Genomic DNA, 23,984 nt, shown 5'->3' with positions numbered 1-23,984 from the left:
CTTACCCGGATTCAGAACACCGAAATACGTGGTCGTCGTACCGACGGGCCATGACCTTCTCGGAGGAGGCCCGCGAACGGCTCGCCGACATCGTCGAACTCCAGCCGACGAAAAACGGCGAGTTACAGGAGCGCTGGGACATGGATAGCGGGAGCGAGGTGCACCAGTACCTCGAATCCGAACTCAAGGAGTACTACTACCGCAACGACAACAGCCTCATCTGTGCGACGCCGGAGGCAACGACGCTTATCGACGGGGAAGACTCCGAACGCGTACAGACGGTAACAGTCACCCCGCTCCAGCAGGCCATCGTCGACGTAATCGCTGGCCACGACGAAGAGAGTCAGAGTGTCGTCGCCGTGTTACACGCCCTTCGCGAGGTGGGTGAGGACCGGGAGACCGACGACGTTCGCTCTGCGCTTCGGAGCCTCGCAGACAAGGGAATCGTAGAGACCGTCGAGAAGACCGTGCCGACGTTCAGGCTGGCCGTTCCACGCGACGAACTGGACATCGAACTGTCAGAGGGGTGAATCCGGACTCCCGTGGCGGCCGGTTACTCTGACAGCCCCGGCCGCTGCCGGCGTCGTCGCCGCGCTAACAACCGTTGTATTGCGTTCCCCGGTCCGCCGTCGAGCGGCCAGTCCATCGACCGCCACGCCGGAGGCTCCGGCTCGTAGGACGAGCACTGCCCACGACACTCAGCCGCCGTCGGCAGGCACTCTTTTGCCGCACAGTAAGGATACACGCCGCTCTCGTCGGCACTGAGCTGAAAGTGGCGGCAGTCGGGGCGCATCGTGTCCGCGTAGGCGCGCCAGCCGCGAGCATACGCGCGCTCGGCGATGGCGAGCCGCCGCTCTTGCTTCCAGTCGGTGTCCACGTATTCGAACCGCGCCGCGCTGGCGTCGTCGTCCGGCCGCTCCAGAATGCGCGTTCCGGGGTCGTCAACTGACAGCGACCGCGGTTGCCAGACCGCCTCGGCCGTACTGGATGCTGGGTCGACAGTCAATACACCGGCGGCCGCGGGCAGGTCCGCCAGCAGGATCGGCTCCACGCGCTCGTCGGTCGTCGCTGTCGCGACCCACACCTCGTCGGCCAGCGATAGCGCGATGTCCCGCTCCAGTTGTGGAACGAGGTTCCGGGCGGCGCTGGCGGTCAGATCTGGTTTGTTCTCGATGGCGACGATTCGGCGGAGCCAGTCCGGATAGGGACGCACCCGACGAATCTGGATGCGGTTGCCCTGCTTTCGGGTTTCGATGGCGTCCCTGTCAGCCGCCTCGTGAATCGACTCCCGGACGTATCGCCACGGATAGCCCGGGTCCGGCAACGCGTCGCGGTAGTACGTCCAGTCGGCCGGTGCGTGCCGGAGGACGTGCAGGAGGTCTGAGTCAAACGAATCCGGGCCGAACTTTGCCCGCTCTCGGAGTCCAGCAGGGTCACACTCCAGCACAATCGTGTCCCAGCGGCGGTGTTTCGTCCCGAACTGTCTGGCGACCAACACCGCTGCGTCGTTGGCCGGCGACCACGCTCGCTCGGCCCACTGGCAGACAGACAGCTCGAAGGCGAACTCGGAGTCTGGGTCAGCTCCACCGCTCGATGTCACGTCTCTCGAAAAATAGTCGGCCGCGTAAGAACTGATTGGTTAGACCGACGTGGTCGGGCCTGTGACCTGCTGTGCGTTCTTGTTCGTCTGATTGGCGAACGCCGTTCCGAACATGCGGAAAACGGCGACCTGTCCGTAGTAGGAGACGAACGGAACGAGAACTAGGCCGATGACAGTAACCGCCAGCACGTTGCTGATGATGTTCGTGATGATGCCGACGACGATTGGCATGAGAACTGCGATGAAGTAGTCGCTTGTGAGGACGACGTTTTTGAGCAGCGAGAAGTCGAATGCCGCACCGAGGCTCCCTTCGACTGCCATGTTCGCCAGCGCCGCGGGGACGATGTAGTAAATCAGGAACAACACCGGAATCAGCAAGAGGAACGCCATCAACCCGAATCCGGCGATGATTCCGCCGCCCGATTCACCGGCGGCTCCGCCCAGTCCGATGAGTGTCCCACCGATACCGAAGATGACGACCATGGGAACGATAGAGTACACGAGACCGACGATACTGAATTTGATGCCGTCGACGATGAGTCCTCCCCAGTCGTCCCAAGCTGGTGGTTCAGACTCGCCCTGAACGGTCGTTCCGATCACGCGAAGCAGATATCCATTGAACGCGAGCAGCGGGATCAGGAGGAAAAAGAACACCAGCAGTACGCCGCCGATCAACATCTGTGCTATCCAACTGTCGCCTTGCATTGGGTACGATAGTCCGTCTTCTAACATTTTGGATGCCTCTTTGCAAAATGTAATCTTATCCTATTTAAAAATGCTGTTAGTATTGGAAGAGATACTATTTATAAAATATTATTTTCACACGTAATTACCTCAGTAGTGGCTGGTATCGCGGAAGTAGTGTTTAGATTATATTTGTGGGTGCTCGGTCGGGGGTTCTACCACTGAAAGTAATTCGATACTGTCAGCAAAATCACACTTTAGAGTATCTGTGTTCTTCGGATAGTTCTCCGGAGAGTTTACCGGTGCCATCAAGCGACGGCGGAGCTGGCGCTACCCAGAGCACTGTGTCGGTGCTCTATGAATAGGGCTGAGTATCGTCTACGCTTCGCTACTCCTCGTCGCCTCGCTCATCGAGGAACTCGTCTGCCTGTTCGAGTATCTCACGGGGGCCGTCCTGCGTGACCGTGTTGATAGCCTGTTCGTAGTCGCGCCACTGCAGGTCGCGGTGTTCTGTGGACAGTTCGGCTGACGCTTCGAACGATTTCGCGACGAACAGGTGGACCGTCTTGTGGATGGTGTTGCCGTTCGCCTCGAACACATAGTCGTAGTCTTTGCGGAACCCGTCTAAAAGCCGGAAATCACCGATTCCGGCCTCCTCTTTCACTTCGCGTATGGCGGTCTGCTGGAGTTCTTCCTCGCCCTCGACGCCGCCCTTGGGGAACTCCCAATCGCCGGGTCGGCTCTTGAGCAGGAGGTACTCCCGCCGGCCACGCGTATCGCGAAAGAGGATGGCTCCCGCGCTCGTGGCCTCTATCATTATCGGATTTTATGACACCGCTACTTAAGAGAATATCGGAGACACAACGGAAACAGATGGCCTTTTGTCACTCGCGGCTGAGTGTTCGTCTACAGATGCCCTTCGTCACGACACTGACTTTCACCAGTGGGGACCGACACCGCCTCGAGGACATCGTCACAGAAATCAAGGAGAGCGCTGAGCAGAAGGGAGTCGAACTGAAAGGCCCGCATCCAAAACAACCACAGGAGCTACAGATTCCACAGTCGAAGTCACTGGGACCAAGCGGCGGCCGCTTCGAGTCTTGGAACCACTCTGTTTACACGCGAACAATAGAGATCGTCGGGTACGAGGAGTTCGCCCGGAACGTTACCCAGCGGACCTTCCCGGACGCCATCCACGTCGAAGCCGGCGTCGAACAGCGGACACAGATCGGCAGCGGGTCGTAGGGCCGCCGTCCGCGCCCGGAGATTGTTATAAGTGACTGTGCCTCGTTTCGCCGGCATGAACGAGGCTCGGCAGGAGCGACTCAGATCTGTCCGACGCGACCTGCACAGCTACCCCGAACCGGCGTGGCGAGAGTTCTACACCACAAGTCGCATCGTCGACGAAATAGAGCGAATCGGTGTCGACCAGTTGCATCTCGGTCGGGACGTGCTCGATGGCGACGCGCGGATGGCTGTCCCCGACGATGATGAACTCGAAGACTGGCGGATGCAGGCCCGCGAAGCCAGTGCTCGCGAGGACGTGCTGGAGGCTGCAGCCGGGGGGTTCACTGGCGCGCTGGCCGTACTTGAACAGGGCAAGGGACCGACCGTCGCGCTCCGGGTCGACATCGACGCGCTTCCGATAACGGAGTCTGACAGCGTAGCACACACCCCGGCGACGGCGGAGTTCCGTTCAACGAACGAGGGGTACATGCACGCTTGCGGGCACGACGCCCACGCGACAATCGGTCTCGGCGTGCTGGAAGCAGTGAAGGAGAGCGACTTCGGAGGGACGTTCAAAGTCGTCTTCCAGCCCGCTGAAGAGGTCATCGGCGGCGGAAAAGCCGTCGCCGAAAGCGGCCACCTCGACGACGTAGACCACCTGCTGGCCATCCATATCGGCCTCGACCATCCGACCGGCGAAATCGTCGCGGGCGTCGGCGGCTTCCTAGCGGTGCGGCAGTTCAAGGCGACGTTCGCCGGCGAAACGGCCCACGCTGGGGGCCATCCGGCACAGGGACGGGACGCCGTTCAGGCGCTGGCGACCGCCGTACAGAACCTCCACGCGATTCGGCGGCACGGCGACGGCGCGACCCGAGTCAACGCCGGGGTTGTCGAGGGTGGCACGGCCACGAACATCGTCCCCGAGGCAGCGACGCTGGAAGGGGAAGTCCGCGGCGAAACGACCCCGCTCAAGGAATACATGAGCGAGCGGGCGGACACCGTCATGTCGTCCGCGGCCGAGATGCACGACTGCGAAATCGCTATCGAGACGACAGCGGAAGCGCCGAGTGCTGTGAGCGACGATACGCTTGCGGGTGTGGTGTACGACGCGGCAGCAGCAGTTCCCGGCGTCACTAGCCGTCTCCGGACTGATGATCTCGGCGGAAGCGAGGACGCGACCTATCTGATGGACCGCGTGCAAGACCACGGCGGAACGGCGACGTTCGTCGGTATCGGTACCGACCACCCCGGCGGCCACCATACACCCACGTTCGACGTCGACGAGGACTCGCTGGCCATCGGCGTCGATGTCGTCAGCGAGGCGATTAGCCAACTGAGCGAGTGAATCTGCTACGGCGCTTCCCAACTGGCAAGCTGAATAGATTTGTCGCTGTCCGACGGTTTCCAGTTCAGCGTGACCGTCGCCTCCGAGAGGTCAAGCGAGGTCCTCGAAAACGTCACCCGCGATCCGGCTGTGATGTCCGACCCAGCCGCCGGTGCACTCCCGATACTCGTGAACTCGTGCTGTCCGTTAGCGGTTGAAGCCCCGCTAACGGTGATGTACAGGTTCCCGGCCTGAACCGAGTCACCGCTCCGGTGTTCGATGGTGAGGCTGTCGGGACTCCCGGACTCGTACTCGAAGGTGAACGCCGCCTGCGGCGCGCTCTGGCCGAGGTTCCCAGAGCCGAAATCGAGGAAGAACGTCGCTGCTGTCGCCGCCAACAGCACTGTTATTGCAACCATTAGAATGACACCAACAACTGGTGAGACTGCACTATCGTCGGATTGGAATCCCCATGCTAGCATTATTGACCCCCACTCGGGCGACGGCCGACACGCTGTCTCCGTCTCGGTGACCCCCCGGTCGACCGACCCCAGAGTGACTTCATTTTGATATCATGTTATTAGATAATAAAACTTGTCGTTCAAAACTATAGTTTATATCTTAGCCAACTACTATCCAGATAGCTGTTCAAAGCGCTACATCTACCGCTAGCAAACCGATGCCAGAGTGTCAATACCACCGGAAAACGCAACGATCTGCCGAATTAGTACTTTGGCTCTGCGCCAGTGACGTCGTAGATATCGTCCATGATTGCGTCACGCTCGCGTTGCCAAGCCTCGAAGCCGCTGCGGTCGCTGGGGTAGGATTCGTAATGGTCCAGCAGTCGGTCGGCGGCCTTCTTCGTCTGGTAGAGGTCCCGGATAGTCCCCAAGTGACCGATGCTCTTGACGGCCATCTTGAGTTTGAGTCCGAGCCCGATACTGGTCGAGCCGCCGTACAGTGCCTCTGCGAGCTTTTCGCCGGGCAGTGCGGCCAGTAGCGCCATCAGATCGTCAACGTCGTAGGCGGTGGTGAAGATATTGTACACGTCAAGCGCCGCATACCGGGCCCCGAAGTGGTCCATCACGCGCTCGTTGTACTCCCAGAGCGCGGCTTCGTCGTCCGTACGGCCGGATTCAATAGCCTCGATGGCCTGTTCTGCGGCGTAGGTACCGGCGTAGGCCGCACCGGCGATACCGCCGCCAGTCGTCGGATTGACGTGTCCAGCAGCGTCACCGACAGCCATGAATCCGGGTGCAACGGCGGAGTCGTACGGCCGACGCGTCGGCAACGCAGCCCCGAGTTTGTCCTGTACCTCCGCGCCCTCGAACTCGCTTCGGCCCTGAAGATCGCGCTTGAGGTCGTCGACCAGTTCCATCGGCTCCTCGTTCATCTGGAAGCCCAAGCCGGCGTTGATCTCCGTGTCCGTGCGCGGGAAGTACCAGAGGTAGCCGGCGGAACGCTCGGTCGGCTTGAACACGAGTGCGTCGTCCCACTCGACCGGTTCATCAACTTCGATGATCTCCCGGTAGGCAGAGCAAAACTGCGAGTACTGGACGTTCGTGTCGAAGGTCGCGTCTTCGAGGTCGGTCTTGTCTTGGAGGATAGACAGCGCGCCGGCACCGTCGATAACCATGTCTCCCTCGTAGGTGACGGGGTCGCCCTTCCGCATGGCTTTCACGCCGGTGACGCGGCCGCTATCATCCTGCAGCACGTCCTGAACGACGGTGTCGTAATGGAACTCCACGCCGCTATCGGTTGCGCCTTCGATGAGACAGCGACCGTACTCCCAGCGGTCGATGACGGCAAGTTCGCCCGGGACAGGGATTTCGAGGACGGTGTCCTCCTGTGGGATTTCGAACCGGCCGTGGTCGACATCCGTGTTCGTAAACGCCGGTTCGAGCTGGGACTTCGGAATCGCGTCGGGGAAGTCACTGGCTCCCTTCAGCGCGTCCCCGCAGGCGATGTGGCCGGCCTCAGTCTCGTCTTTACGCTCCACGACGACGACGTCGTAGCCCGCATCCGCGACAGTCGCGGCGGCGTAACAGCCGGATGTCCCGGCCCCGACGACGACAACGTCCACGGAAACGGTCCGTGCGCTCGCCGACTCCCCGCCGGCGTTGCCGTCCTGGTGTGTGGTCATGCACTTCCGTCCTGCCCGGAGAGAGAAAATTATTCCGACTATGGGTTTTAGCCGGACTGCTGTAACTGGTTCTTGCGATGAACGGCCGACCAAGAGTGCTTCATGCGGCATTGACGGAGAGCAGTCCGTCTCACTCCGGGACAGCGGTGATAAAGAGTTTTGCTGGGGGGTATCAAATGGCCGAGCATGACAGAGCATACGGTGACATTTGTCGGGACGGGCGAGGAGATCACCGTCTCCGAGAAGGAGACGATTCTCTCGCGGTGTATCGAGGAAGGAATCGCACAGGAGTATTCCTGTCGCGTGGGGATGTGTCTGGCCTGTTCGGCGGAAATCGTCGAGGGCTCGGTCACCCAGCCTGCCGCCCGTGGACTGACCGACCGGGAACGGGAAAACTACGCGCTGACCTGCATGGCGCGGCCGCAGTCAGACCTGAAACTCGACCGTGGGAAGTACCCACCCAGCATTGAAGCGGATGCCACTCCAGAAGACGGCGACCCCACACCTGCGGACGACTAGTAGGCACTGGATACTGCTGGCATATGGCCTGCTAGAAGGTCTGTAAATACCTTTAACATGCACCTGACATATTGCCTGATATAGAGCGGTGAAACCGCGAATGAAGGACAGGTCATATAAGCAAGTGGCCCCTATGGAGTAGTGACTACAGCGTCAGCGGACGGCCTTCGACGACTGATACACGCTTCCCCAACCATGACCAGCCGCGTATACAGACTTCACTCGACACTTGAACTGCCACTGGAAGACGCATACGATTTCTTCGAGGATCCGGACCTTCCACCTGAAATCGCTGACATCGACATTACCCGTCGAAATAATACGCTAATCGTCAGCGCCGTCGCCAAGGACGACTCCATGAGCAAGTACACCCCGACGGCCCAACTCAAGGCCAGCGTCACGGAGAACCGGGTGTACGAGGAGGACCCCGACGAGATGGGACCGCCCGGAGCTGCGAGTACCGGGAGCTCCGGCGGTGGCCCCCAGTGGGGGGCGCTCGAAGAGGAAGAGGAAGAGATCGAGTCCGAACTCGTCGAGTACGCCTGTTTCAAGGGCGACCGCGAGACCGTGCTCCAGAACACCGCGCTCCAGTACGCGATGTTCGAGGTCCTGTGTGAGGTCGCGAAAGTCGCCGAGAAGGGAACGCTAACGGCGATTGCAGCGGTCGATGAGGAACTCCGGGCTGTCCGTATCGTCGACGGGGAAGAGCGACCCGCTGCGATCAACGTTGCAGAGGAACCCCGCGACGGTGAGGAAGAAGAGGGCGTCAACTGGCGCGACAACGAGTTCATCTCGTAACGCGGCCGCGTAGTCCGGTCACGGATTCCATTTTGTCGAGCCGTAGCTCAACGCCGTGTAACGGACGTTCCGAGCCGCTACGCCGGCGTGATACCTGAAAGATCGGCGTCTGTAAACCGTGACGCAATTTCGATGGTAAGGTTCGCTTCGATGTAGGCCGCAATCACGATCAGCACGGCGGCCGTCGCAAGCAGCCACCCGGCTTCCCGGATATCCTGTCCAGTGACCAGTTCGTTCGTGCGGCCGCGGATGTACTGTATCGTGCGCCACCCGAACCGGAGCCCGACAGCGGCGACAATAAGCAGTGCGGGGATTTCGATAAGGCCGTGGGGGACGATGAGTGCGGCGACGACGACGGGCGAGACCTGCTTGAGTGCGATACCGACGACGACCCCGATGAGCAGTCCGTTCAAGACGAGCGACAGAACCGTCATCGAACCGAGCGAGATAGCGCCCAACGCCATCACGAGCAATGCGCCGAGGTTGTTAACCGTCAGTGAGAGTGTCGTTAGCTCAGCCGGCAGAAAGGGATTCTCGCCGGTCGTTCCGGGGTTTTGAAGCCATTCGGCGGGTATCTGGCTGCCGAGTCCGTACCCAGCGAGTGCGCTGGCAAGCAGTATCAGCGCGGCTACAGGGACATAGTGCAACAGCCAGCGGTGCAAGAGACGGGCTGGGAGGGGTGGGCGGTCGTCCATACTGTGCCTTTCGCGCCAGCCGCAAAAAACCCGAGTGACCTGACAGGGTGTGGCCACGAGTATATTTGCCACCGCCTCACACACCTGTCGAAAATCCAAAAAGTACTTGGCATTCGTAATTATATCTCATTACACTATGTCCGAATCAGCAGAGTTCCCGGACTATCTGGACGTTGATTACACTGACGGGGAAGGCGAAGACCCCGAAGAGTACCCGACTGTCAACCACAAGATCGAGAAGGCTATCGAGGTCACGAAGACCGGCCTCGAACAGTACGAGAACCCTGTCGTGATGTGGACCGGCGGCAAGGACTCCACGCTGACGCTGTACTTCGTCAAAGAGGTCGCTGACCGCTTCGACCTCGAGGTACCCCCGGTCGTTTTCATCGACCACTATCAGCACTTCGACGAACTCATCGACTTCGTCGAGCACTGGGCTGACGAGTGGGACCTCGATGTCATCTGGGCCCGCAACGAAGACGTGGGCAACTACGTCGACGAGAACGATCTCGAACCGGGCGACGACATCCCGGTCGACGAACTCTCCGAGCACAACCAGCACCACATCCGGAACATCCTCGAATACGAGGAGGACACGTTCCCGTTCCTGCTCGACACCTACGTCGGTAACCACCTCCTGAAAACGGTGGCGCTCAACGACACCATCGAGGAACACGACGTCGACGGTATCCTGTCCGGCATCCGCTGGGACGAGCAGGAGTCCCGTGCAGACGAGACGTTCTTCTCGCCGCGTCACGACCCGGACATCTACCCGCCGCACGACCGCATCCAGTCGATTCTCCAGTTCGCGGAAGCTGACGTGTGGGAAGCCTTCTGGAACTTCGTCGTCCCGGACACCGTCGAGGGCTACCCCGACGACGGCTATGTCCCGCAGGGCCAAGACGACCTGCCCGAAGGGATCGAGAAAGAGGACGTGCCGGTCTCGCCGAAGTACTTCGCCGGGTTCCGCTCGCTCGGTAGCGAGGTCAGCACCGACAAGTCCGCTGAAGAGCCCGCTTGGCTGCAGGACATGGCGAACACGACCGAACGCGCCGGCCGCGCCCAAGACAAGGAAGACCTGATGGAGCGCCTGCGCGACCTCGGTTACATGTAAGCCGACGCGGAACCGCACCGTTTCCGTATCGTCATTTCTTTTGCTGTCTCAGTAGCGACGGTCGCCGAAACTGACAGGAAACACACGGCCGAATCCGCCTGTCGAACGAGACGAGCGATCTCCGGTCGCTGCCCGGCCGGGGAACTCAAAACGCTCTAGCGGTGCTGTGTATTATCACTCTAACACTTCGACAGGAGTCGATGTAGACTGCACCGGCAGCAATCCCGGGTCCAGTACGGTCGAGTACACAGAGTGGACACGTCTGCTGTTGTCTACGCGGCAGCGGCTAGCGTCGACCACACCCCTTTTAGATCCTTGTGTACCCTTCCTGAACGGTGCAATCATCAGGCCTGACGACTACCGACACCAATCTAAGCCACGCTACTGCCCGAAAAACGACTACTAATTAGTATAGACAACTGTCGAGGAAAGGTTTAGGTACTGTCGAATGGTACCAGTAGGTGAATGAGTTCAGACCAGTACAACTGTCCGAACTGCGGGGCGGAATTGAGCTACCAGACGACGAAGCACAACGGCTGTTCGAACTGCGGTTTCGTTCCGCCACACAGCGCTGAGTAAGACGGATTGGTCCGAGTTAGCGGACGCTCTGTTCTGTAATCGGTAGCTGCAGCGTTCTGCGAGGAGGGCCTCGTATTCGGGTCCGACATCTATTTTTCTCAGCTAGCTGTATCGTTGTCTGTGACGGATCGCACAGACCGGGGCGTTCTCGCGGGCGTTATTTTCGCTGTCCTGCTCGCGCAGGTCTTACTGTATCCGGGTATCGACAGGCTCGTCCGGTCGCTGGGTGCAACGACGGACCTGAACGCGAGTATGTGGTTTCTAGCCGCTGAGTTCGGGGCCTTCGTCGTTTTTGCGGGCGTGTGGGGGGTACTCAGCGACGCTACCGGACGGCGCACGCCGTTCATCATCGGTGGGGCGGGCGCAGGCGCAGTGCTGTACGCCCTCATCGCGTGGCTCCCCGGGGCTGTCTCGCTCCCGTTTGCTGGTGTGCTGGTCCTGCGAGCGCTCCAAGGCGGGGCCACCATCGCGTCGTTCTCGCTGGCGATGACGATGCTGATGGACCTCGGCGGCGGCCACGGCAAGAACATGGGGGCGGCGGGCATCGCAATCGGCGGCGGCACGGCGCTTGGCGCGCCACTCGGCGGCCAACTGTACGAGATCGGGACGACGCTGCCGCTGTACGTGGCAAGCGCGTTGTCGCTCGTCGTCGCAGTGGCCGCCCTTCTGGTGACCGACCGCGCACCGTCGGACGGGCGGGCAGGCTTGGCTGCGACCGTGTCCGGGCTCAAACAGCGGCCGGCACTCGGCGTGCCCTATGCCTTCGGATTCATCGACCGGCTTACCGCGGGCTTTTTCGCGCTCGTCGGAACCCTGTATTTCAGGGAGACGTTCGAGCTTGGGCCCGGCGAAACCGGCGTCATGCTGGCGCTGTTTTTCGCGCCGTTCGCCCTGCTGCAGTACCCCTTCGGCGTGCTCTCTGACCGTATCGGTCGCACCGCACCCATCGCCGCCGGATCGGTGCTGTACGGTCTCACCGTTATCGGCGTCGGGCAGGCTCCGTCGGTCACCACCGCCGGTGCAGGGATGGTACTGACCGGCGTCATCGGTGCGCTGATGGCTCCGGCGACAATGGCGCTCGTTACCGATCTCGCCAGTGAGACGGAGCGAGGGACCGCCATGGCCGGGTTCAACATCTTCGGCAGCGTCGGCTTCCTCGCCGGTATCCTCGTTGGCGGCACCGTCGCAGGAGCCTTCGGCTACCCGACGGCGTTCTTCGTCGCCGGCGGGACGGAGATCGTCCTCGCAGTACTCGCGCTCCCCGAGCTGCTACGGCTCGAAAAGCCGACAGATGAAGCCGTCGGGAGCTGACTACGACGCTTCGCGCACTTCCTCGAGCGCCTCGGGATTCTCGATGCTGGACATATCACCCAAGTCCTCGCCGCGATAGACGCCGGCGATGGCCCGGCGGATGATCTTCCCGCTCTGGGTCTTGGGGAACTCGTCGACGAACAGCACCTCGCGGGGCCGGAACGGCTTGCCGAGTTCCTCGCCGACGGCGGCGCGGATGTCGTCCCGGAGGTCATCAGAGGGCTCGTAACCGGGTTCGAGGACGGTGTAGAGGACGACCGCGGTTCCGGTGGTATCGTCCGGCGCACCGACGGCGGCGGCCTGATTGACGGCGTCGTGTTCCATCGCCGCACCCTCGACCTCCGCTGGTCCGACCTTCCGCCCGGCAACGTTGAGTACGTCGTCGGCCCGACCGTGGAGGAACCAGAGGCCGTCCTCGTCTTTCTGGGCCCAGTCGCCGTGGTCCCACACGTCGTCCCAAGCCGACCAGTACTCGTTCAAGTATCGCTCGTCGCCCGACCAAAGCGACCGGGTCATCGAGGGACAGGAGTCTCGTGCGACCAGATACCCGCGCTCGTGGGTGTCGACGATTGATTCGCCGTCGGAATCGACGATGTCGATGTCCATCCCTAGCCCCGGACCGCCGAGCGTGCAGGGCTTGAGCGACTGGATCGGCATCGGCATGAGAAAGCAGCCCATGATTTCGGTCCCGCCGGAAATGTTGATGATGGGACAGTCCTCGCTGCCGACGTGCTCGTAGAACCACAGCCAGCTCTCGGGATCCCAAGGCTCACCGGTCGACCCCAGCAGCCGCAGGCTTGAGAGATCGTGGCCGTCTAGCCACTCGTCGCCCTTCTTTCGGAGCGCGCGAACTGCCGTCGGCGAGACGCCGAAGGTGGTGATATCGTGACGGTCGATCATCTCCCAGAAGCGGTCCGGTTCAGGATGATCAGGTGCACCCTCGTACATGAACACGGTCCCGCCGAAGGCGTGGTTCCCGAGCAGCGTCCACGGCCCCATCATCCAGCCGATGTCGCTGACCCAGAAAAACCGGTCGCTCGGCTTGTGGTCGAAGCCGAAGTGGATTTCCTTGGCCGCCTGCATGAGCGCGCCGGCGTGGGTGTGGACGATTCCCTTCGGTTTCCCGGTCGTCCCAGAGGAGTACAGCAGCATCGACTCCTGATTGCTCGGGAGTTCTTTGGCGGCGTACTCGTCGTCAGCGGCCTCTATCGCTTCGTCCCACCACTCATCGCGGCGGGTCCAGCGAATCGTCTCATCGGGGTCGTCGGCCACGCCGAGGCGGTCGTAGACCACAGTGTGCTCGACCGGTGTCGTCCCGAGTTCGTCGCCGGCCTGTTCGATGGCCTCGTCGGCGCTCCCCTTGAGGTGGACCTCGGAGCCCCGGCGGTAGAAACCGTCGCCGGTGAACAGCACGGAACACTCGGCGTCGGCGATGCGGGTCGCCGTCGCGTCGACGCCGAACCCGGAGAAGATGGGGACGGCTATTGCGCCGACCTTGAGACAGCCGTACAGGATCGACGCGACCTCCGGCACCATCGGCATATACAGGCCGACAGTGTCACCGACGCCGACGCCGACGGATTCCAAGTAGTTCGCTACCTTGCTGGCCTGTCGGTTCAGTTCGTGATACGTGATCTCTCGCACGTCGCCGGGTTCGCCCTCCCAGATGAGCGCGACCGTGTTTCGAGTGGGACTGTCCCGCGCCGCGTGGCGGTCCAGCACGTTGTGGGCAGCGTTGATGGTCCCGCCGGGGTACCAGTCGGTAAACTGCGGTCCCTCGCTATTGTCTCGGACTTCGTCGTACGCTTCGAAGAACTCGATGTCGAGGTACTCCGGGAGCAGGTCCCAGAACCATTCGATGCCCGAGTCGGGTTCGTTCGGCCGATTCGTGGTCGTTCGCTCGATGAGTTCGTCGTAGTCGTCGATGTCGTATTCCTGCATGAACTCCCAGACGTTCGTCGACTCGACGAACGCGTGGCTCGGTTCGTGGACGATGGAGTCTACGTGGGTTTGCTCGCTCATAGCGTCAGTGTTCTGTAGTGTTTGGCCGTCTGGTATAAACTCGTACCGCCGGTTGGTATGCGATGCACCCGTCTATCGACTGGGGAGTGGAACCCCGTACAGCCTTCGTGGGATAAGGCAGAGGCTCGTGCGCACGCGCATATCTCACTCGTAGGTCTTTGTCATGCCGCCGTCGAACAGCAGGTCCCCGCCGTTGAGATGGTCGGCGTGGGTCGAGAAGCCGAACACGAAGAGGTTCGCCACGTCGATGGGGTCCATCATCTCTTTGACTCGGGACTGACCCAGCATCACGTCGTCGATGACTTCATCAACGCTGATTCCTCGCTGCTCGGCAGTGTCGGGAATCTGATCGACGACGAGCGGTGTCTTGACGTAGCCCGTGCTGATGGAAAAGCCCCGAAGGCCGTCGCCACCCTCTGCGGCGATAGACTGTGTCAGCCCCCGCAGGCCGAACTTCGAGACGTTGTAGGCCACCTTGTCCGAGGTGACATAGTGGCCGTGAACCGACGCCATGTTGCCGATGGCACCCACGCCGTCGTCGGTCCCGCGAATGTGGGGGATGACTCGCTTCGAGAGCGCCAGCGGGGCGCGAAGCATTACGTCGTGCATCTGGTCGTACTTCGCCATCGGGAAGTCCTCGATGGCGTCGATGTGCTGGAGACCGGCGATGTTCGCGAGATAGCGGACCGTGCCGTGGGACGCGGCCGTCTCGACGATGGTTTCGATGTATGCGTCATCCGCGAGATCGCCGGCGACGGTCTCGACAGTTCCATCGAGGTCGAGGTCCGCTGCTGTCGCCGCAACCTCGGCGAGGCCGTCCTCGTCGATATCTGTGGCGACGGCAGTCACCCCGTTTGCGGCCATCGCCAGCGCCGTCGCCCGTCCAATGCCCGACCCGCCGCCGGTCACCAGACAGACAGTGTCGGTGGTGAAGTGGTCGTCGTCGACGAACAGGACCGAGGACTCGTCGATTGGCTCGACGTCGAGCCGTTCGTGGGATGCGTTGGATGCCATTCAGTCACACGTTCTTCAGACACGTCTGAATAGGGGTGGGTTGACATGTATACCCGGTCTGCTGCTGTGGAACTGCTACAGGGCGGCGAGAGACTGCCGTTCCGCTGTCTCACCGGCTCCCGTGGTTTACGTGTAAACCTCTCGTTATTCGGGGGTTACGTCGGAAGAACCAGCCATCCCTGTGAGCGTGGCACACACCGCGTGACCAGACGGCCCGGATTCGTCCGGGGCTTATTGGGACACACCTATGGAACGAACGACAACGGACCATGACACTGGTGGCATCGGCAGGCGAAAACTGCTCTCCGCGGTCGGCGGCTCGGCCGTCGCCGCAGCACTCGCTGGCTGCTCGACGTTGCTGAGCGACGGCGAGTCAGCGGAGCAGGGCGGGCAGTCCAGCGGCGGCATCTCCGACGAACCCATACAGGCCGGGCTGTTGACCTTCACCCGCGGCGCACCGGGCGTGCTCGGTATCCAAGCCCAGCGCGGGGCCGAACTCGCGGTCCAGCGAATCAACGAGGCCGGCGGTATCGGCGGGCAGCGCGAAATCGAACTGGACGTGGTCAACGAGGGGTCGAACCCGCTCGACAGCTACAACCAGTTCATCGAGGAAGGAAAGGAGGTCACGTTCGGCCCGATCTCCAGTGGCACGCACAGCCAGATCGCCCCCGAGGTCGAGAAAAACGAGGTCATCAACGTCAGTACCGACGGAACGGTGACAACGCTGTACGAGGAGACCGTCCCCGACCCGACCTACTCTTTCCGTTTCCAGAACTACGACATCATGGAAGTGGTGACGATGGCCCGGGAGGCCGTCGAGCGCATCGGCGCGGACAACATCTCGACCGTCGCCGGCGTCAACCCCGGCTACTCCTTTGGCGAGGACGAGATGCGGGTGTTCACGCAGGCCATCCAGAAGCTCACCGACGCCGAGATCGTCTACGAGGGGTTCCCGGAACTGGGGGCCAGTGACATGTCGAACCACATCACTTCGATCAACAACGAGGAGCCGGACGTGACCTTCTCCAGTCTGTGGGGCGGCGACGTGACGACATTCGTCCGACAGGCGAACGCCAACAACATGTTCGAGAACACGACGGTGTTCGGCACGACGCTGTACAGCGCGGCCGGCGACGTGCCCGGCGACGCGCTGGCCGGGACAGACATCTACTCCGGATCGCGCAACTACTACTGGGGGAAGCCGGCGCTGGGGAACTGGCAGCCCGGCCGTGAGCTGTTCGACGCCGCGACCCAGCAGGACGGCGTGACCGTGCCGACGGCGCACTACATGAGCGGGTACGGGGCGGTCACCGCTTGGGCGACGGCCGTCGAGAAGGCCATCGACCTGTTGGGAACCTACCCCAGCCAAGAGCAGATTGCCCAAATGCTGGAGGGACACGGCTTCTTTACGCCGGCTGGCTACCATAACATCGCCGAGGACCATCAGGGAGCGTCGAACTCCTTCGCCGGCAAGATGGTGTACGACGACGACCTCGGCGCGGCCAGACTCGAGGACGTGAACACCTACGCGGCGACCGAGACCGCCCCGCCGCCGGGCGTCACCGGCAGCGACTGGCTGGACAGCTGGAGTGCCTGATACCGAGCCATGGCCGTAACACCCACAGCCGCGCTCGTCCAGACGCTCAACGGCATCCAGTTCGGGTTCATCCTGTTCATGATTGCCTCGGGATTGACCGTCATCCTCGGCATTCTGGACGTGTTGAACCTCGCCCACGGGGAACTGTTCTCGATCGGTGCGTACACCGCCATCGGCGTGTTCGGATTTATTATCGGCATCGTCGGCCCGCCGGGGGGCGGCGTTGCCGGGACCGCCGTGTTCCTCTTCGCGGTCCTCGCCGCCGTTCTAGTGACAGCGGCGATTCTCCTTCCCGTTGGGACCCTCTTCGAAGCAGTGTTCCTGCGCCAGATTTACGACCGCGATCAGGTGTACCAGCTGGTGCTGACCTTCGCGCTCCTGCTCATACTGCTGGACGTGAAGAAGTTCATCTGGGGGGACAGCTCGATACGGACCGATGCCGTCTACAGCGCCATCAACACGATTCCGACGAGCGAACTCGTCGGGCTGAACTACCCGACCTACAACGTGTTCGTCATTCTGGTCGGCTCGGCCGTCGTCGCCGGCCTGTTCTGGTTCTTCGAGCGGACAAAGACCGGCCGCATCATCCGTGCGACGGCCATCGACCGCGAGATGGCGACCGCCATCGGCGTCAGTACCGACCGCGTGTTCACGCTCGTGTTCGCACTCGGAGCCTTCCTCGCCGGCTTTGCGGGAGCGATGGCGGTGCCGCCGACCTCGGCGACGCTGGAGATGGGCACCAATCCGCTGGTGCTTTCCTTCGTCGTCATCGTCATCGGCGGCCTCGGTAGCCTCCGGGGCGCATTCGTCGGCGCACTGCTGGTCGGTGTCATCCGGAGCTGGATGATTACGCTGTACCCGCCGGGTGAAATCGCTGCGCCGTTTGCCATCATGGCGCTCATCCTGCTGGTCAAGCCAGAGGGGCTGTTCGGGACGTGGGGTGAGACAGCATGATGCCGGAGCGCGTCGACCGCGACGGGACGCCGGCCTATCGCTTCCTCGGGGTCGAACTGACTCGCCGGGAGGCAGCCTTCCTCGTCCTCGGGGTCGTGTTCCTGTTCGTCATTCCCGACATCGCGGGCCTCTCCGACAGCCTCCAGCTCGGTGTCATCCACCAAGGCCTGTTGTTCGGCTTCGCGGCGGTCGGGCTGAACCTCCTGCTTCGGCATACGAAGCTCACCTCCTTTGGCCACGCGGCATTCTTCGGCACCGGCGCGTACGCGACCGCAGTGCTGGCTCGGTACGCCGGGGTCCAGAGCGTCGGCCTGCTGTTGCTCGGGGCTATCGCCGCCGCGACGGTGATGGCGGCCATCATCGGGGTGCTGTCGCTACGACACACCGGGCTGTACTTCGCCCTTCTGACGCTGGCCTTTGGTCAGCTCCTGTACGCCATCGCGCTCGGGCAGAGCGCTCTCGGCGGGAGCGACGGGCTCCCCGTCAGGCCGGGGCCGGCGAATCAGCCGCTTCTGTTCGGGGCCTCGTTCAGCCCCGACGTGTATCAAGTGCTCACCTACTACCTGACGGTGGTCGTCATCCTCATCGGCCTGTTCGTGATGTACCGCATCACGCAGTCGCCGTTCCGCAACGCGCTTGATGCTATCGGGCAGGAGCGGACCCGGGCGCGGTTCATCGGCCTGCCGGTTCGCCGCTACGTCTGGGCCGCGTTCGTCATCTCCGGCATCTACGGCGGCGTCGCGGGCGGGCTGTACGCCGTCGTTCGCCAGTACGTCCGTCCGGAGGGGACGCTGTTTTTCCTCCGGTCGGGCGACATCCTGTTCATGGCAATATTGGGCGGGTTCCGGACGCTGGTCGGTCCGCTCATCGGCGGTGTCGTCCTCGTGTTCCTGCAGGACGTGGGTCAGGACGTGACCCAGTACTACGAGTTCCTGACGGGTACGATACTCCTGATACTGGTGTATGGCTTCCCGCGGGGCATCGTCGGGTCGCTCCGGTCCGGCGGCATCGTCAACACGCGGCTCGGTGAACTCCGCCGGGAACCGTCGGTCCTGTCGACGTGGGGCCGGACCGCCGTGCAATCGATAGAACGGAAGGTGACAGAGGCACTGACCAGCCTGCGGATAATCCTCTTTGGAGTCGACTGATATGCTCGAAGCACGCAATCTGCAGAAGTCCTTCGGTGAACTGGTCGCAACTGACGACATCACGCTCGAGTTCGGCAAAGACGAGGGCGAACTCGTCTTCATCGTCGGCCCGAACGGGGCCGGGAAGACGACGTTCATCAACCTCTTGACCGGCTTTCTCTCGCCGGACGAGGGCTCCATCGTCCTTGATGGCGACGACATCACCGGAATGTCGGCAAACGGGCGCGTCGACGCCGGTATCGCCCGGAGCTTTCAGGTCGTCAAGGTGTTCGAGGAGATGACGGTCCGAGAGAACCTCCGGACGGTCGTACTAACCGAGCAAGGCAAGACTTGGAGCCTCTTCTCGATGGCTGACGGCCACGAGGACGTGGAGGCGCAGGTCGACGAACTAATAGAGAAGTTCCGGCTCGAAGACGCGGCCGACACCGTCGCCGAGGAACTCCCCCACGGCGACCGGAAACTGCTCGACGTGGCGATGTCCTTTGGCCTCGACCCGGATTATCTCCTGCTCGACGAGCCGACCTCTGGGGTGTCGACCCGCGAGAAGGAGTACGTCATCGAGACGATTGTCGAGGTCGGCCGGGCCGAGGGCGTCACGACGGTCACCATCGAACACGACATGGACATCGTCACGGAGTACGCGGACCGCGTCGTCGCCCTGCATCAGGGCGCAGTCCACGGGGTCGGCCCGCCGACGATGCTTGAAACGGACGACGAACTCCGGCGGCTCCTCTTGGGGGTGGGCGACGATGAGTAGTGATTCTCTGCTGTCGGTTCGTGGCCTCAACGCCGCCGTTGAGGGGTTTCAGGTGACCGAGGACATCGACCTCGACGTGAACGCCGGGGAGGCGGTCGGTCTCGTCGGCCGAAACGGGGCCGGCAAGACCAGCACCTTCCGCGGCATCATGGGTCTGACGCCGGTCTGGAGCGGGTCGGTCCGGTTCCGCGGCGAGGAACTGACGAGCATCCGCTCGGAGCTGATCCCCAAGCGTGGCATCGGCTATCAACCGGAGGACCGGAAACTGTTCACCGGGATGACCGTCGACGAGAACTTCCGGCTCCCGATCTGGACCAGCGGGAAGGCCCGCGGTATCGACGACGAGGACGCGGTCATCGAGAGCGTTTACGACGTGCTCACCGAACTTGACGACCGACGGAACGCGAAGGTCCAGAACCTCAGTGGCGGCCAAGCGAAGATGGTTGCCATCGGCCGGGCGCTGGCGCTCCAGCCCGACCTGCTCATCCTCGACGAACCGCTGGAGGGACTGGCTCCGGTCGTCGTCGAGAGCCTCAAGCGCTACATCCGGGCGATCAACGATCGCGACATCGCGGTCCTCATCGCCGAATCGAACGTCACGCACGTCCCAGAGGTCGTGGACCGGCTCTACGTCATCGAGCGCGGGGATATCGTCGCCAGCGGCGACCCCGAAGAACTGGCGGCCGACGAGGACATCCAGAAGCTGATGCAGGGCAGCGGAGCGGAATAGTTCCCACAGACGGAGTATCGGACCAGCCCCTCACTCGGTCACGTCGTTCATCGCCGTCGTGACACGGTCGAGTATCTTCCGCTGGCTGCGCCGGAGGTTCTTCGAGATGGCCATTTTCGACACGTCGAACTCCTCGGCGAGCGACGACAGGGTCGCGTCCCGGGGCGTGTCGAAGTAGCCGCCCTCGACGGCTTTCTCCAGCGTGTCCCGTTCCACCGCAGAGAGTTCTCGACACCCGTCGACGAGTCGCTTCGCCGAGTCGATGTTCTGCAGGAGGTCGTAGTAGTCCTCCAGATCAACCGACTCTCGTGACCGGATCGTGTAGTCGTTATCACGCTCCAGTTCCGATAGTGTCCCCTCCGCGACGCGTTCGGTGTCGAAGCCGACGTGCCAGATTTCAGAGCCGTCCCGGATGCGGAACGGCCCGGTGATGTACCCGCTGTGGTCGCGGATGACGCTCATCGCGTTCGTCTCGTCGATGCGTGAGCGGATGAGTGCCAGATCGCCCTTCCGGCGGAGGAGCTGATAGGACTCCATGTGGTCGTGTGCCTCCAGCGCGTCCAGCCCGCGGTCCAGTTCTTCCCGGTCCGTGCCGTTGACCATGATCCGCGTCTCCAGCTCCCGCTCGACGGGATGGAAATCCCACTGCTTGGCGAGGAACGACACCTCGTAGTCCCGGGTGGTGTCGATGTACGGACAGTCGTACTGGACCATGTCCATCTCGAGCGATATCATGGGTAATCAATCATGTTGGTCTGTCTTAGTGATTGCCTCTCCGTGACCAACCATGTCAATCACGCCGCAAACCCTTTTGACTGCGGCAGTTAATTTTCGAGCTATGTACGTCCGGGATGCGAAAAACCGAGAGGAAGTCTGGTTGCTCGACCGTATCGAAGAAATGGGGCTGGACGAGACGGCTTTCAGATCCCGGGACTACGTCGTCGCTATCGACGAGGAGAGCCACGAGAAGGCGGGCTTCGGTCGGATCCGAATCCACAAGAGCGAGGAGGTGTCCGTCTGTGAACTCACCAGCATCGGCGTTCTGCCGGAGTGGCGCAATCAGGGCGTTGGCGCGCACGTCATCGAGCGACTGGTCGAGTACGCGGGCGACGAAGGGTTCGACACCGTCTACTCGCTGACGAACGCTTCGGAGTATCTCGCACAGTTCGGCTTCGAGCGCATCGAACCGACGCAGTTGCCCGACTCGCTCCGGGGCCGACTGGCCACCAAACAGGAGAACATCCAGCCGGACGCGGTTCCGCTCCGGGTGGCCGTCGACCGCTTCGAGGTACCGGGGCCGCTCCGGAAGCGGTTCAAGCAGGCCAGTGCCGGCGAATCCGAGGACACCGAGCCAGAAGAGGGGCCCGAGGACTTCGGCATCGACCCCGACGAAGCGACCTACAAGTACGACACGGGCGACTGACCGCTATCGGACATCGACGACTTCGACATCGAACACGAGCGTCTTACCGGACAGTTCGTGGTTGAAATCGACTTCAACGGCGTCGTCCCGGACCGCAGTGACATCTCCGTGAAGTCCGTTTTCAGCTTCGACGTGGAGTCCGACTTCCGGTTCTTTTCCGACCATGCCCTCGAACGTTTCGGGGTCGTACTCGCGGACGCGGTCGGGCTGGAACTCCCCGTAGGCCTTCGCCGGTGGCACCGTGACGGTGGCTTCCTCGCCAGCGGCCATTCCGACGAGGGCCTCGTCGAGACCCTCGATTATCTCCCCAGAACCGACAGTGAAGGAGAGCGGTGCGTACTCGCTCGCCTCGACGCCCTGTGCCTCGATGAGTCCGTGCTCTCTGGCGACTTCGGGACGTGACGTATCGAAGACGCCGCCGTCCTCGAAGCGGCCGACGTACTCGATGGTAACGCCGTCTCCCGGTTCGATTGGCATACATCCTCGATAGATACCGACGATATAAACGCACCTCGGAACAGTGCGCCGCCATGTGGCGACGCGACGCATTACAAACCGTGAAGGATTTAAGAACCCTTAAGCCTCCGCCGTCCGACAGTCCGTCCATGTTTGACCCCGACGAGCTGGAGGAGATACGGGAGTCGAAGGCTCAGTGGGAGGAAGACGATGTCCAGCCCACCGTCGACCGCTTTGGCGAACGCAAGGAAACGTTCACCACGGACACTGAAGGACACGAGGTAGACCGTCTGTACACCCCCGAAGATATCTCCGATCTCGACTACGAGGTGGATCTAGGTCTCCCCGGCCAAGAACCGTACACCCGCGGCGTCTATCCGACTGGCTATCGGGGCCGACTCTGGACAATGCGCCAATACGCCGGGATGGGGACGGCAACGGAGACCAACGAACGGTTCAATTACCTGCTCGACCAAGGTCAGACCGGGCTCTCGATGGCGTTTGACCTGCCCACACAGATGGGCTATGACTCCGACCACGCGATGGCTGCCGGCGAGGTCGGTAAAACCGGCGTCGCCATCGACTCGCTGGACGACATGGAGACCGTGTTCGACGGCATCCCGCTGGACGAGGTGTCGACGAGCATGACGATCAACGCCCCCGCGTCGGTGCTTTTGGCGATGTACATCGCCGTCGGCGACAAGCAGGGCGTCGACCGCGAGGAACTGCGCGGGACCATCCAGAACGACGTGCTGAAAGAGTACATCGCCCGGAACACGTTCATCTACCCGCCGGAGCCGTCGATGCGGCTCATCACCGATATCTTCGAGTTCTGTGCCGCCGAGACGCCGAGTTTCAACACCATCTCGATATCTGGGTATCACATCCGCGAGGCCGGTTCGACGGCCGCTCAGGAGATCGCGTTCACGCTCGGGGACGGCATCGAGTACGTCGAGGCCGCCATCGAGGCCGGGCTTGATGTGGACGAGTTCGCCCCACAGCTCTCCTTCTTTTTCGCCTCCTACAACAACATCTTCGAGGAGGTCGCGAAGTTCCGGGCCGCACGCCGACTCTGGGCGAAAATCATGGACGAACGCTTCGACGCCCAGAACCCCAAGTCAAAGCAGTTGAAGTTCCACACCCAGACCGCCGGCTCGACGCTGACCGCCCAGCAGATCGAGAACAACGTCGTTCGCGTGTCCTATCAGGCACTTGCGGCGGTCCTCGGCGGAACCCAGAGCCTCCACACGAACGGCAAAGACGAGGCCATCGGCCTGCCGACCGAGCAGTCCGTCAGGACGGCGCTGCGGACCCAGCAGATTCTCGCCCACGAGTCGGGAGCCGCGGACACCATCGACCCGCTGGCCGGCAGCTACTACGTCGAATCACTGACCGACGAACTCGAAGCCGAAGCCCGCGAACTCATCGAGGAGGTCGACGAACGCGGCGGGATGCGCCGCTCCATCGAGGAGCAGTGGGTCCAGCGCCAGATTCAGGACGTGGCCTTCGAGCGCCAACGCGAACAGGAGGCCGGCGAGCGGGTCATCGTCGGCGTCAACGAGTATCAGGTCGAAGAAGAGGGGGAACAGGACATCGAAGAGGTCGATGAGGCGGTCGAGCAGGCACAGAAAGACAACGTCGCCACGGTCCGGGAGGAGCGTGACGACGAGGCAGTCGAGGCGAAACTCGACGCCCTCCGGAGGGCCGCCGAGGGCGACGAGAACGTCATGCCCTACATCATCGACGCCGTGAAGGTGTACGCCACGACCGGCGAAGTGTGTGACGTGCTCCGGGACGTGTTCGGTGAGTATCAGCCCGGCTCGTCGATGTAAGGTCGGGTGAAACGCGAGGAGCGTCCTGCTTGCCAGCTAACTATGCTCCCAGAATTA

General features: G+C 62.2%; 24 protein-coding genes. 14 read left to right on the top strand and 10 right to left on the bottom strand.

The genetic code is table 11. The annotated features are described in order from the left end of the window. The first annotated feature begins 50 nt into the window (after positions 1 to 50). The gene (locus Har1129_RS02740) at positions 51 to 530 is read left to right on the top strand and encodes a DUF5797 family protein (protein ID WP_151099265.1); all 480 of its coding nucleotides are present in this window, start codon (positions 51 to 53) and stop codon (positions 528 to 530) included. Positions 531 to 553: 23 nt separating this feature from the next. On the opposite strand, the gene Har1129_RS02735 is transcribed toward Har1129_RS02740, so the two are convergent. From Har1129_RS02735 to Har1129_RS02725, 3 genes are all read right to left on the bottom strand, one after another. Continuing rightward, entirely contained in the window at positions 554 to 1,600 is a 1,047-nt protein-coding gene (locus Har1129_RS02735) for a DUF5787 family protein (RefSeq protein ID WP_151099264.1), read from the bottom strand. Between the two features lie 39 nt (positions 1,601 to 1,639). After that, the gene (locus Har1129_RS02730) at positions 1,640 to 2,278 is read right to left on the bottom strand and encodes a DUF4013 domain-containing protein (RefSeq protein ID WP_151102073.1); all 639 of its coding nucleotides are present in this window, start codon (positions 2,276 to 2,278) and stop codon (positions 1,640 to 1,642) included. A 394-nt stretch (positions 2,279 to 2,672) separates the two neighbouring features. After that, positions 2,673 to 3,101: a bis(5'-nucleosyl)-tetraphosphatase gene (locus tag Har1129_RS02725; RefSeq protein WP_151099263.1), complete on the bottom strand. Its 429-nt coding sequence runs from the start codon at positions 3,099 to 3,101 to the stop codon at positions 2,673 to 2,675. Between the two features lie 95 nt (positions 3,102 to 3,196). On the opposite strand from Har1129_RS02725, the gene Har1129_RS02720 reads away from it, so the two are divergent. Then, complete coding sequence (locus Har1129_RS02720; protein WP_151099262.1) at positions 3,197 to 3,529, top strand: uS10/mL48 family ribosomal protein; 333 nt, start codon at positions 3,197 to 3,199, stop codon at positions 3,527 to 3,529. A 55-nt stretch (positions 3,530 to 3,584) separates the two neighbouring features. After that, positions 3,585 to 4,856 (top strand): amidohydrolase, encoded by a 1,272-nt coding sequence (locus tag Har1129_RS02715; protein WP_151099261.1) that lies wholly within the window; start codon positions 3,585 to 3,587, stop codon positions 4,854 to 4,856. A 5-nt stretch (positions 4,857 to 4,861) separates the two neighbouring features. Here Har1129_RS02715 and Har1129_RS02710 read toward each other — a convergent pair whose 3' ends face one another. Continuing rightward, positions 4,862 to 5,317 carry a type IV pilin gene (locus tag Har1129_RS02710; RefSeq protein WP_151099260.1) on the bottom strand — a complete coding sequence of 152 codons (456 nt, stop codon included), beginning with the start codon at positions 5,315 to 5,317 and terminating at the stop codon, positions 4,862 to 4,864. 242 nt (positions 5,318 to 5,559) lie between these two features. Then, positions 5,560 to 6,978, bottom strand: coding sequence for a geranylgeranyl reductase family protein (locus tag Har1129_RS02705; RefSeq protein ID WP_151099259.1), 1,419 nt, complete (start codon positions 6,976 to 6,978; stop codon positions 5,560 to 5,562). Between the two features lie 186 nt (positions 6,979 to 7,164). Here Har1129_RS02705 and Har1129_RS02700 point away from each other — a divergent pair, with 186 nt between their 5' ends. Beyond that, positions 7,165 to 7,497, top strand: coding sequence for a 2Fe-2S iron-sulfur cluster-binding protein (locus Har1129_RS02700; RefSeq protein ID WP_151099258.1), 333 nt, complete (start codon positions 7,165 to 7,167; stop codon positions 7,495 to 7,497). A 195-nt stretch (positions 7,498 to 7,692) separates the two neighbouring features. Further along, entirely contained in the window at positions 7,693 to 8,295 is a 603-nt protein-coding gene (locus Har1129_RS02695; protein ID WP_151099257.1) for a hypothetical protein, read from the top strand. 77 nt (positions 8,296 to 8,372) lie between these two features. Here Har1129_RS02695 and Har1129_RS02690 read toward each other — a convergent pair whose 3' ends face one another. Beyond that, positions 8,373 to 8,990, bottom strand: coding sequence for a stage II sporulation protein M (locus Har1129_RS02690; RefSeq protein WP_151099256.1), 618 nt, complete (start codon positions 8,988 to 8,990; stop codon positions 8,373 to 8,375). Positions 8,991 to 9,126: 136 nt separating this feature from the next. Here Har1129_RS02690 and Har1129_RS02685 point away from each other — a divergent pair, with 136 nt between their 5' ends. Both Har1129_RS02685 and Har1129_RS02680 read left to right on the top strand, forming a co-directional pair. Next, a complete protein-coding gene (locus tag Har1129_RS02685; RefSeq protein ID WP_151099255.1) occupies positions 9,127 to 10,104 on the top strand; it encodes a phosphoadenosine phosphosulfate reductase family protein in 978 nt (325 codons plus the stop codon). A 699-nt stretch (positions 10,105 to 10,803) separates the two neighbouring features. Further along, complete coding sequence (locus Har1129_RS02680) at positions 10,804 to 11,994, top strand: MFS transporter (RefSeq protein WP_151099254.1); 1,191 nt, start codon at positions 10,804 to 10,806, stop codon at positions 11,992 to 11,994. Here the strand turns inward: Har1129_RS02680 and Har1129_RS02675 are convergent, their stop codons facing one another. Together Har1129_RS02675 and Har1129_RS02670 are read right to left on the bottom strand one after the other, a co-directional pair. Beyond that, a complete protein-coding gene (locus Har1129_RS02675) occupies positions 11,995 to 14,016 on the bottom strand; it encodes an AMP-binding protein (RefSeq protein WP_151099253.1) in 2,022 nt (673 codons plus the stop codon). Positions 14,017 to 14,160: 144 nt separating this feature from the next. Then, on the bottom strand, positions 14,161 to 15,030 hold the full coding sequence (locus Har1129_RS02670) for an SDR family oxidoreductase (RefSeq protein ID WP_151099252.1): 870 nt from the start codon (positions 15,028 to 15,030) through the stop codon (positions 14,161 to 14,163). A 247-nt stretch (positions 15,031 to 15,277) separates the two neighbouring features. On the opposite strand from Har1129_RS02670, the gene Har1129_RS02665 reads away from it, so the two are divergent. Genes Har1129_RS02665 through Har1129_RS02645 form a run of 5 tightly spaced genes read left to right on the top strand, consistent with a single transcriptional unit; the run spans position 15,278 to position 20,216 of the window. Then, positions 15,278 to 16,627: an ABC transporter substrate-binding protein gene (locus tag Har1129_RS02665; RefSeq protein ID WP_151099251.1), complete on the top strand. Its 1,350-nt coding sequence runs from the start codon at positions 15,278 to 15,280 to the stop codon at positions 16,625 to 16,627. A 9-nt stretch (positions 16,628 to 16,636) separates the two neighbouring features. After that, positions 16,637 to 17,581, top strand: coding sequence for a branched-chain amino acid ABC transporter permease (locus Har1129_RS02660; RefSeq protein ID WP_151099250.1), 945 nt, complete (start codon positions 16,637 to 16,639; stop codon positions 17,579 to 17,581). Beyond that, on the top strand, positions 17,581 to 18,729 hold the full coding sequence (locus tag Har1129_RS02655; RefSeq protein WP_151102072.1) for a branched-chain amino acid ABC transporter permease: 1,149 nt from the start codon (positions 17,581 to 17,583) through the stop codon (positions 18,727 to 18,729). The genes Har1129_RS02660 and Har1129_RS02655 overlap by 1 nt, the downstream gene beginning before the upstream one ends. 1 nt (position 18,730) lies before the next feature. Then, positions 18,731 to 19,486, top strand: coding sequence for an ABC transporter ATP-binding protein (locus tag Har1129_RS02650; RefSeq protein ID WP_151099249.1), 756 nt, complete (start codon positions 18,731 to 18,733; stop codon positions 19,484 to 19,486). Beyond that, positions 19,479 to 20,216 carry an ABC transporter ATP-binding protein gene (locus tag Har1129_RS02645; protein ID WP_151099248.1) on the top strand — a complete coding sequence of 246 codons (738 nt, stop codon included), beginning with the start codon at positions 19,479 to 19,481 and terminating at the stop codon, positions 20,214 to 20,216. The genes Har1129_RS02650 and Har1129_RS02645 overlap by 8 nt, the downstream gene beginning before the upstream one ends. A gap of 30 nt (positions 20,217 to 20,246) precedes the next feature. On the opposite strand, the gene Har1129_RS02640 is transcribed toward Har1129_RS02645, so the two are convergent. Further along, positions 20,247 to 20,951 (bottom strand): helix-turn-helix domain-containing protein, encoded by a 705-nt coding sequence (locus Har1129_RS02640; RefSeq protein WP_151099247.1) that lies wholly within the window; start codon positions 20,949 to 20,951, stop codon positions 20,247 to 20,249. Positions 20,952 to 21,054: 103 nt separating this feature from the next. Here Har1129_RS02640 and Har1129_RS02635 point away from each other — a divergent pair, with 103 nt between their 5' ends. Then, positions 21,055 to 21,639, top strand: a complete 585-nt coding sequence (locus tag Har1129_RS02635; RefSeq protein WP_151099246.1) for a GNAT family N-acetyltransferase — start codon at positions 21,055 to 21,057, stop codon at positions 21,637 to 21,639. Positions 21,640 to 21,642: 3 nt separating this feature from the next. Here Har1129_RS02635 and Har1129_RS02630 read toward each other — a convergent pair whose 3' ends face one another. Then, on the bottom strand, positions 21,643 to 22,116 hold the full coding sequence (locus Har1129_RS02630; protein WP_151099245.1) for a peptidylprolyl isomerase: 474 nt from the start codon (positions 22,114 to 22,116) through the stop codon (positions 21,643 to 21,645). 128 nt (positions 22,117 to 22,244) lie between these two features. Between Har1129_RS02630 and Har1129_RS02625 the strand changes: the two genes are divergently transcribed. Then, complete coding sequence (locus Har1129_RS02625) at positions 22,245 to 23,927, top strand: methylmalonyl-CoA mutase (protein ID WP_151099244.1); 1,683 nt, start codon at positions 22,245 to 22,247, stop codon at positions 23,925 to 23,927. Positions 23,928 to 23,984 lie beyond the last annotated feature (57 nt).

Source organism: Haloarcula sp. CBA1129 (assembly GCF_008729015.1).
Taxonomy (GTDB): domain Archaea; phylum Halobacteriota; class Halobacteria; order Halobacteriales; family Haloarculaceae; genus Haloarcula.
This window is presented reverse-complemented; position numbering and strand designations above follow the sequence as displayed.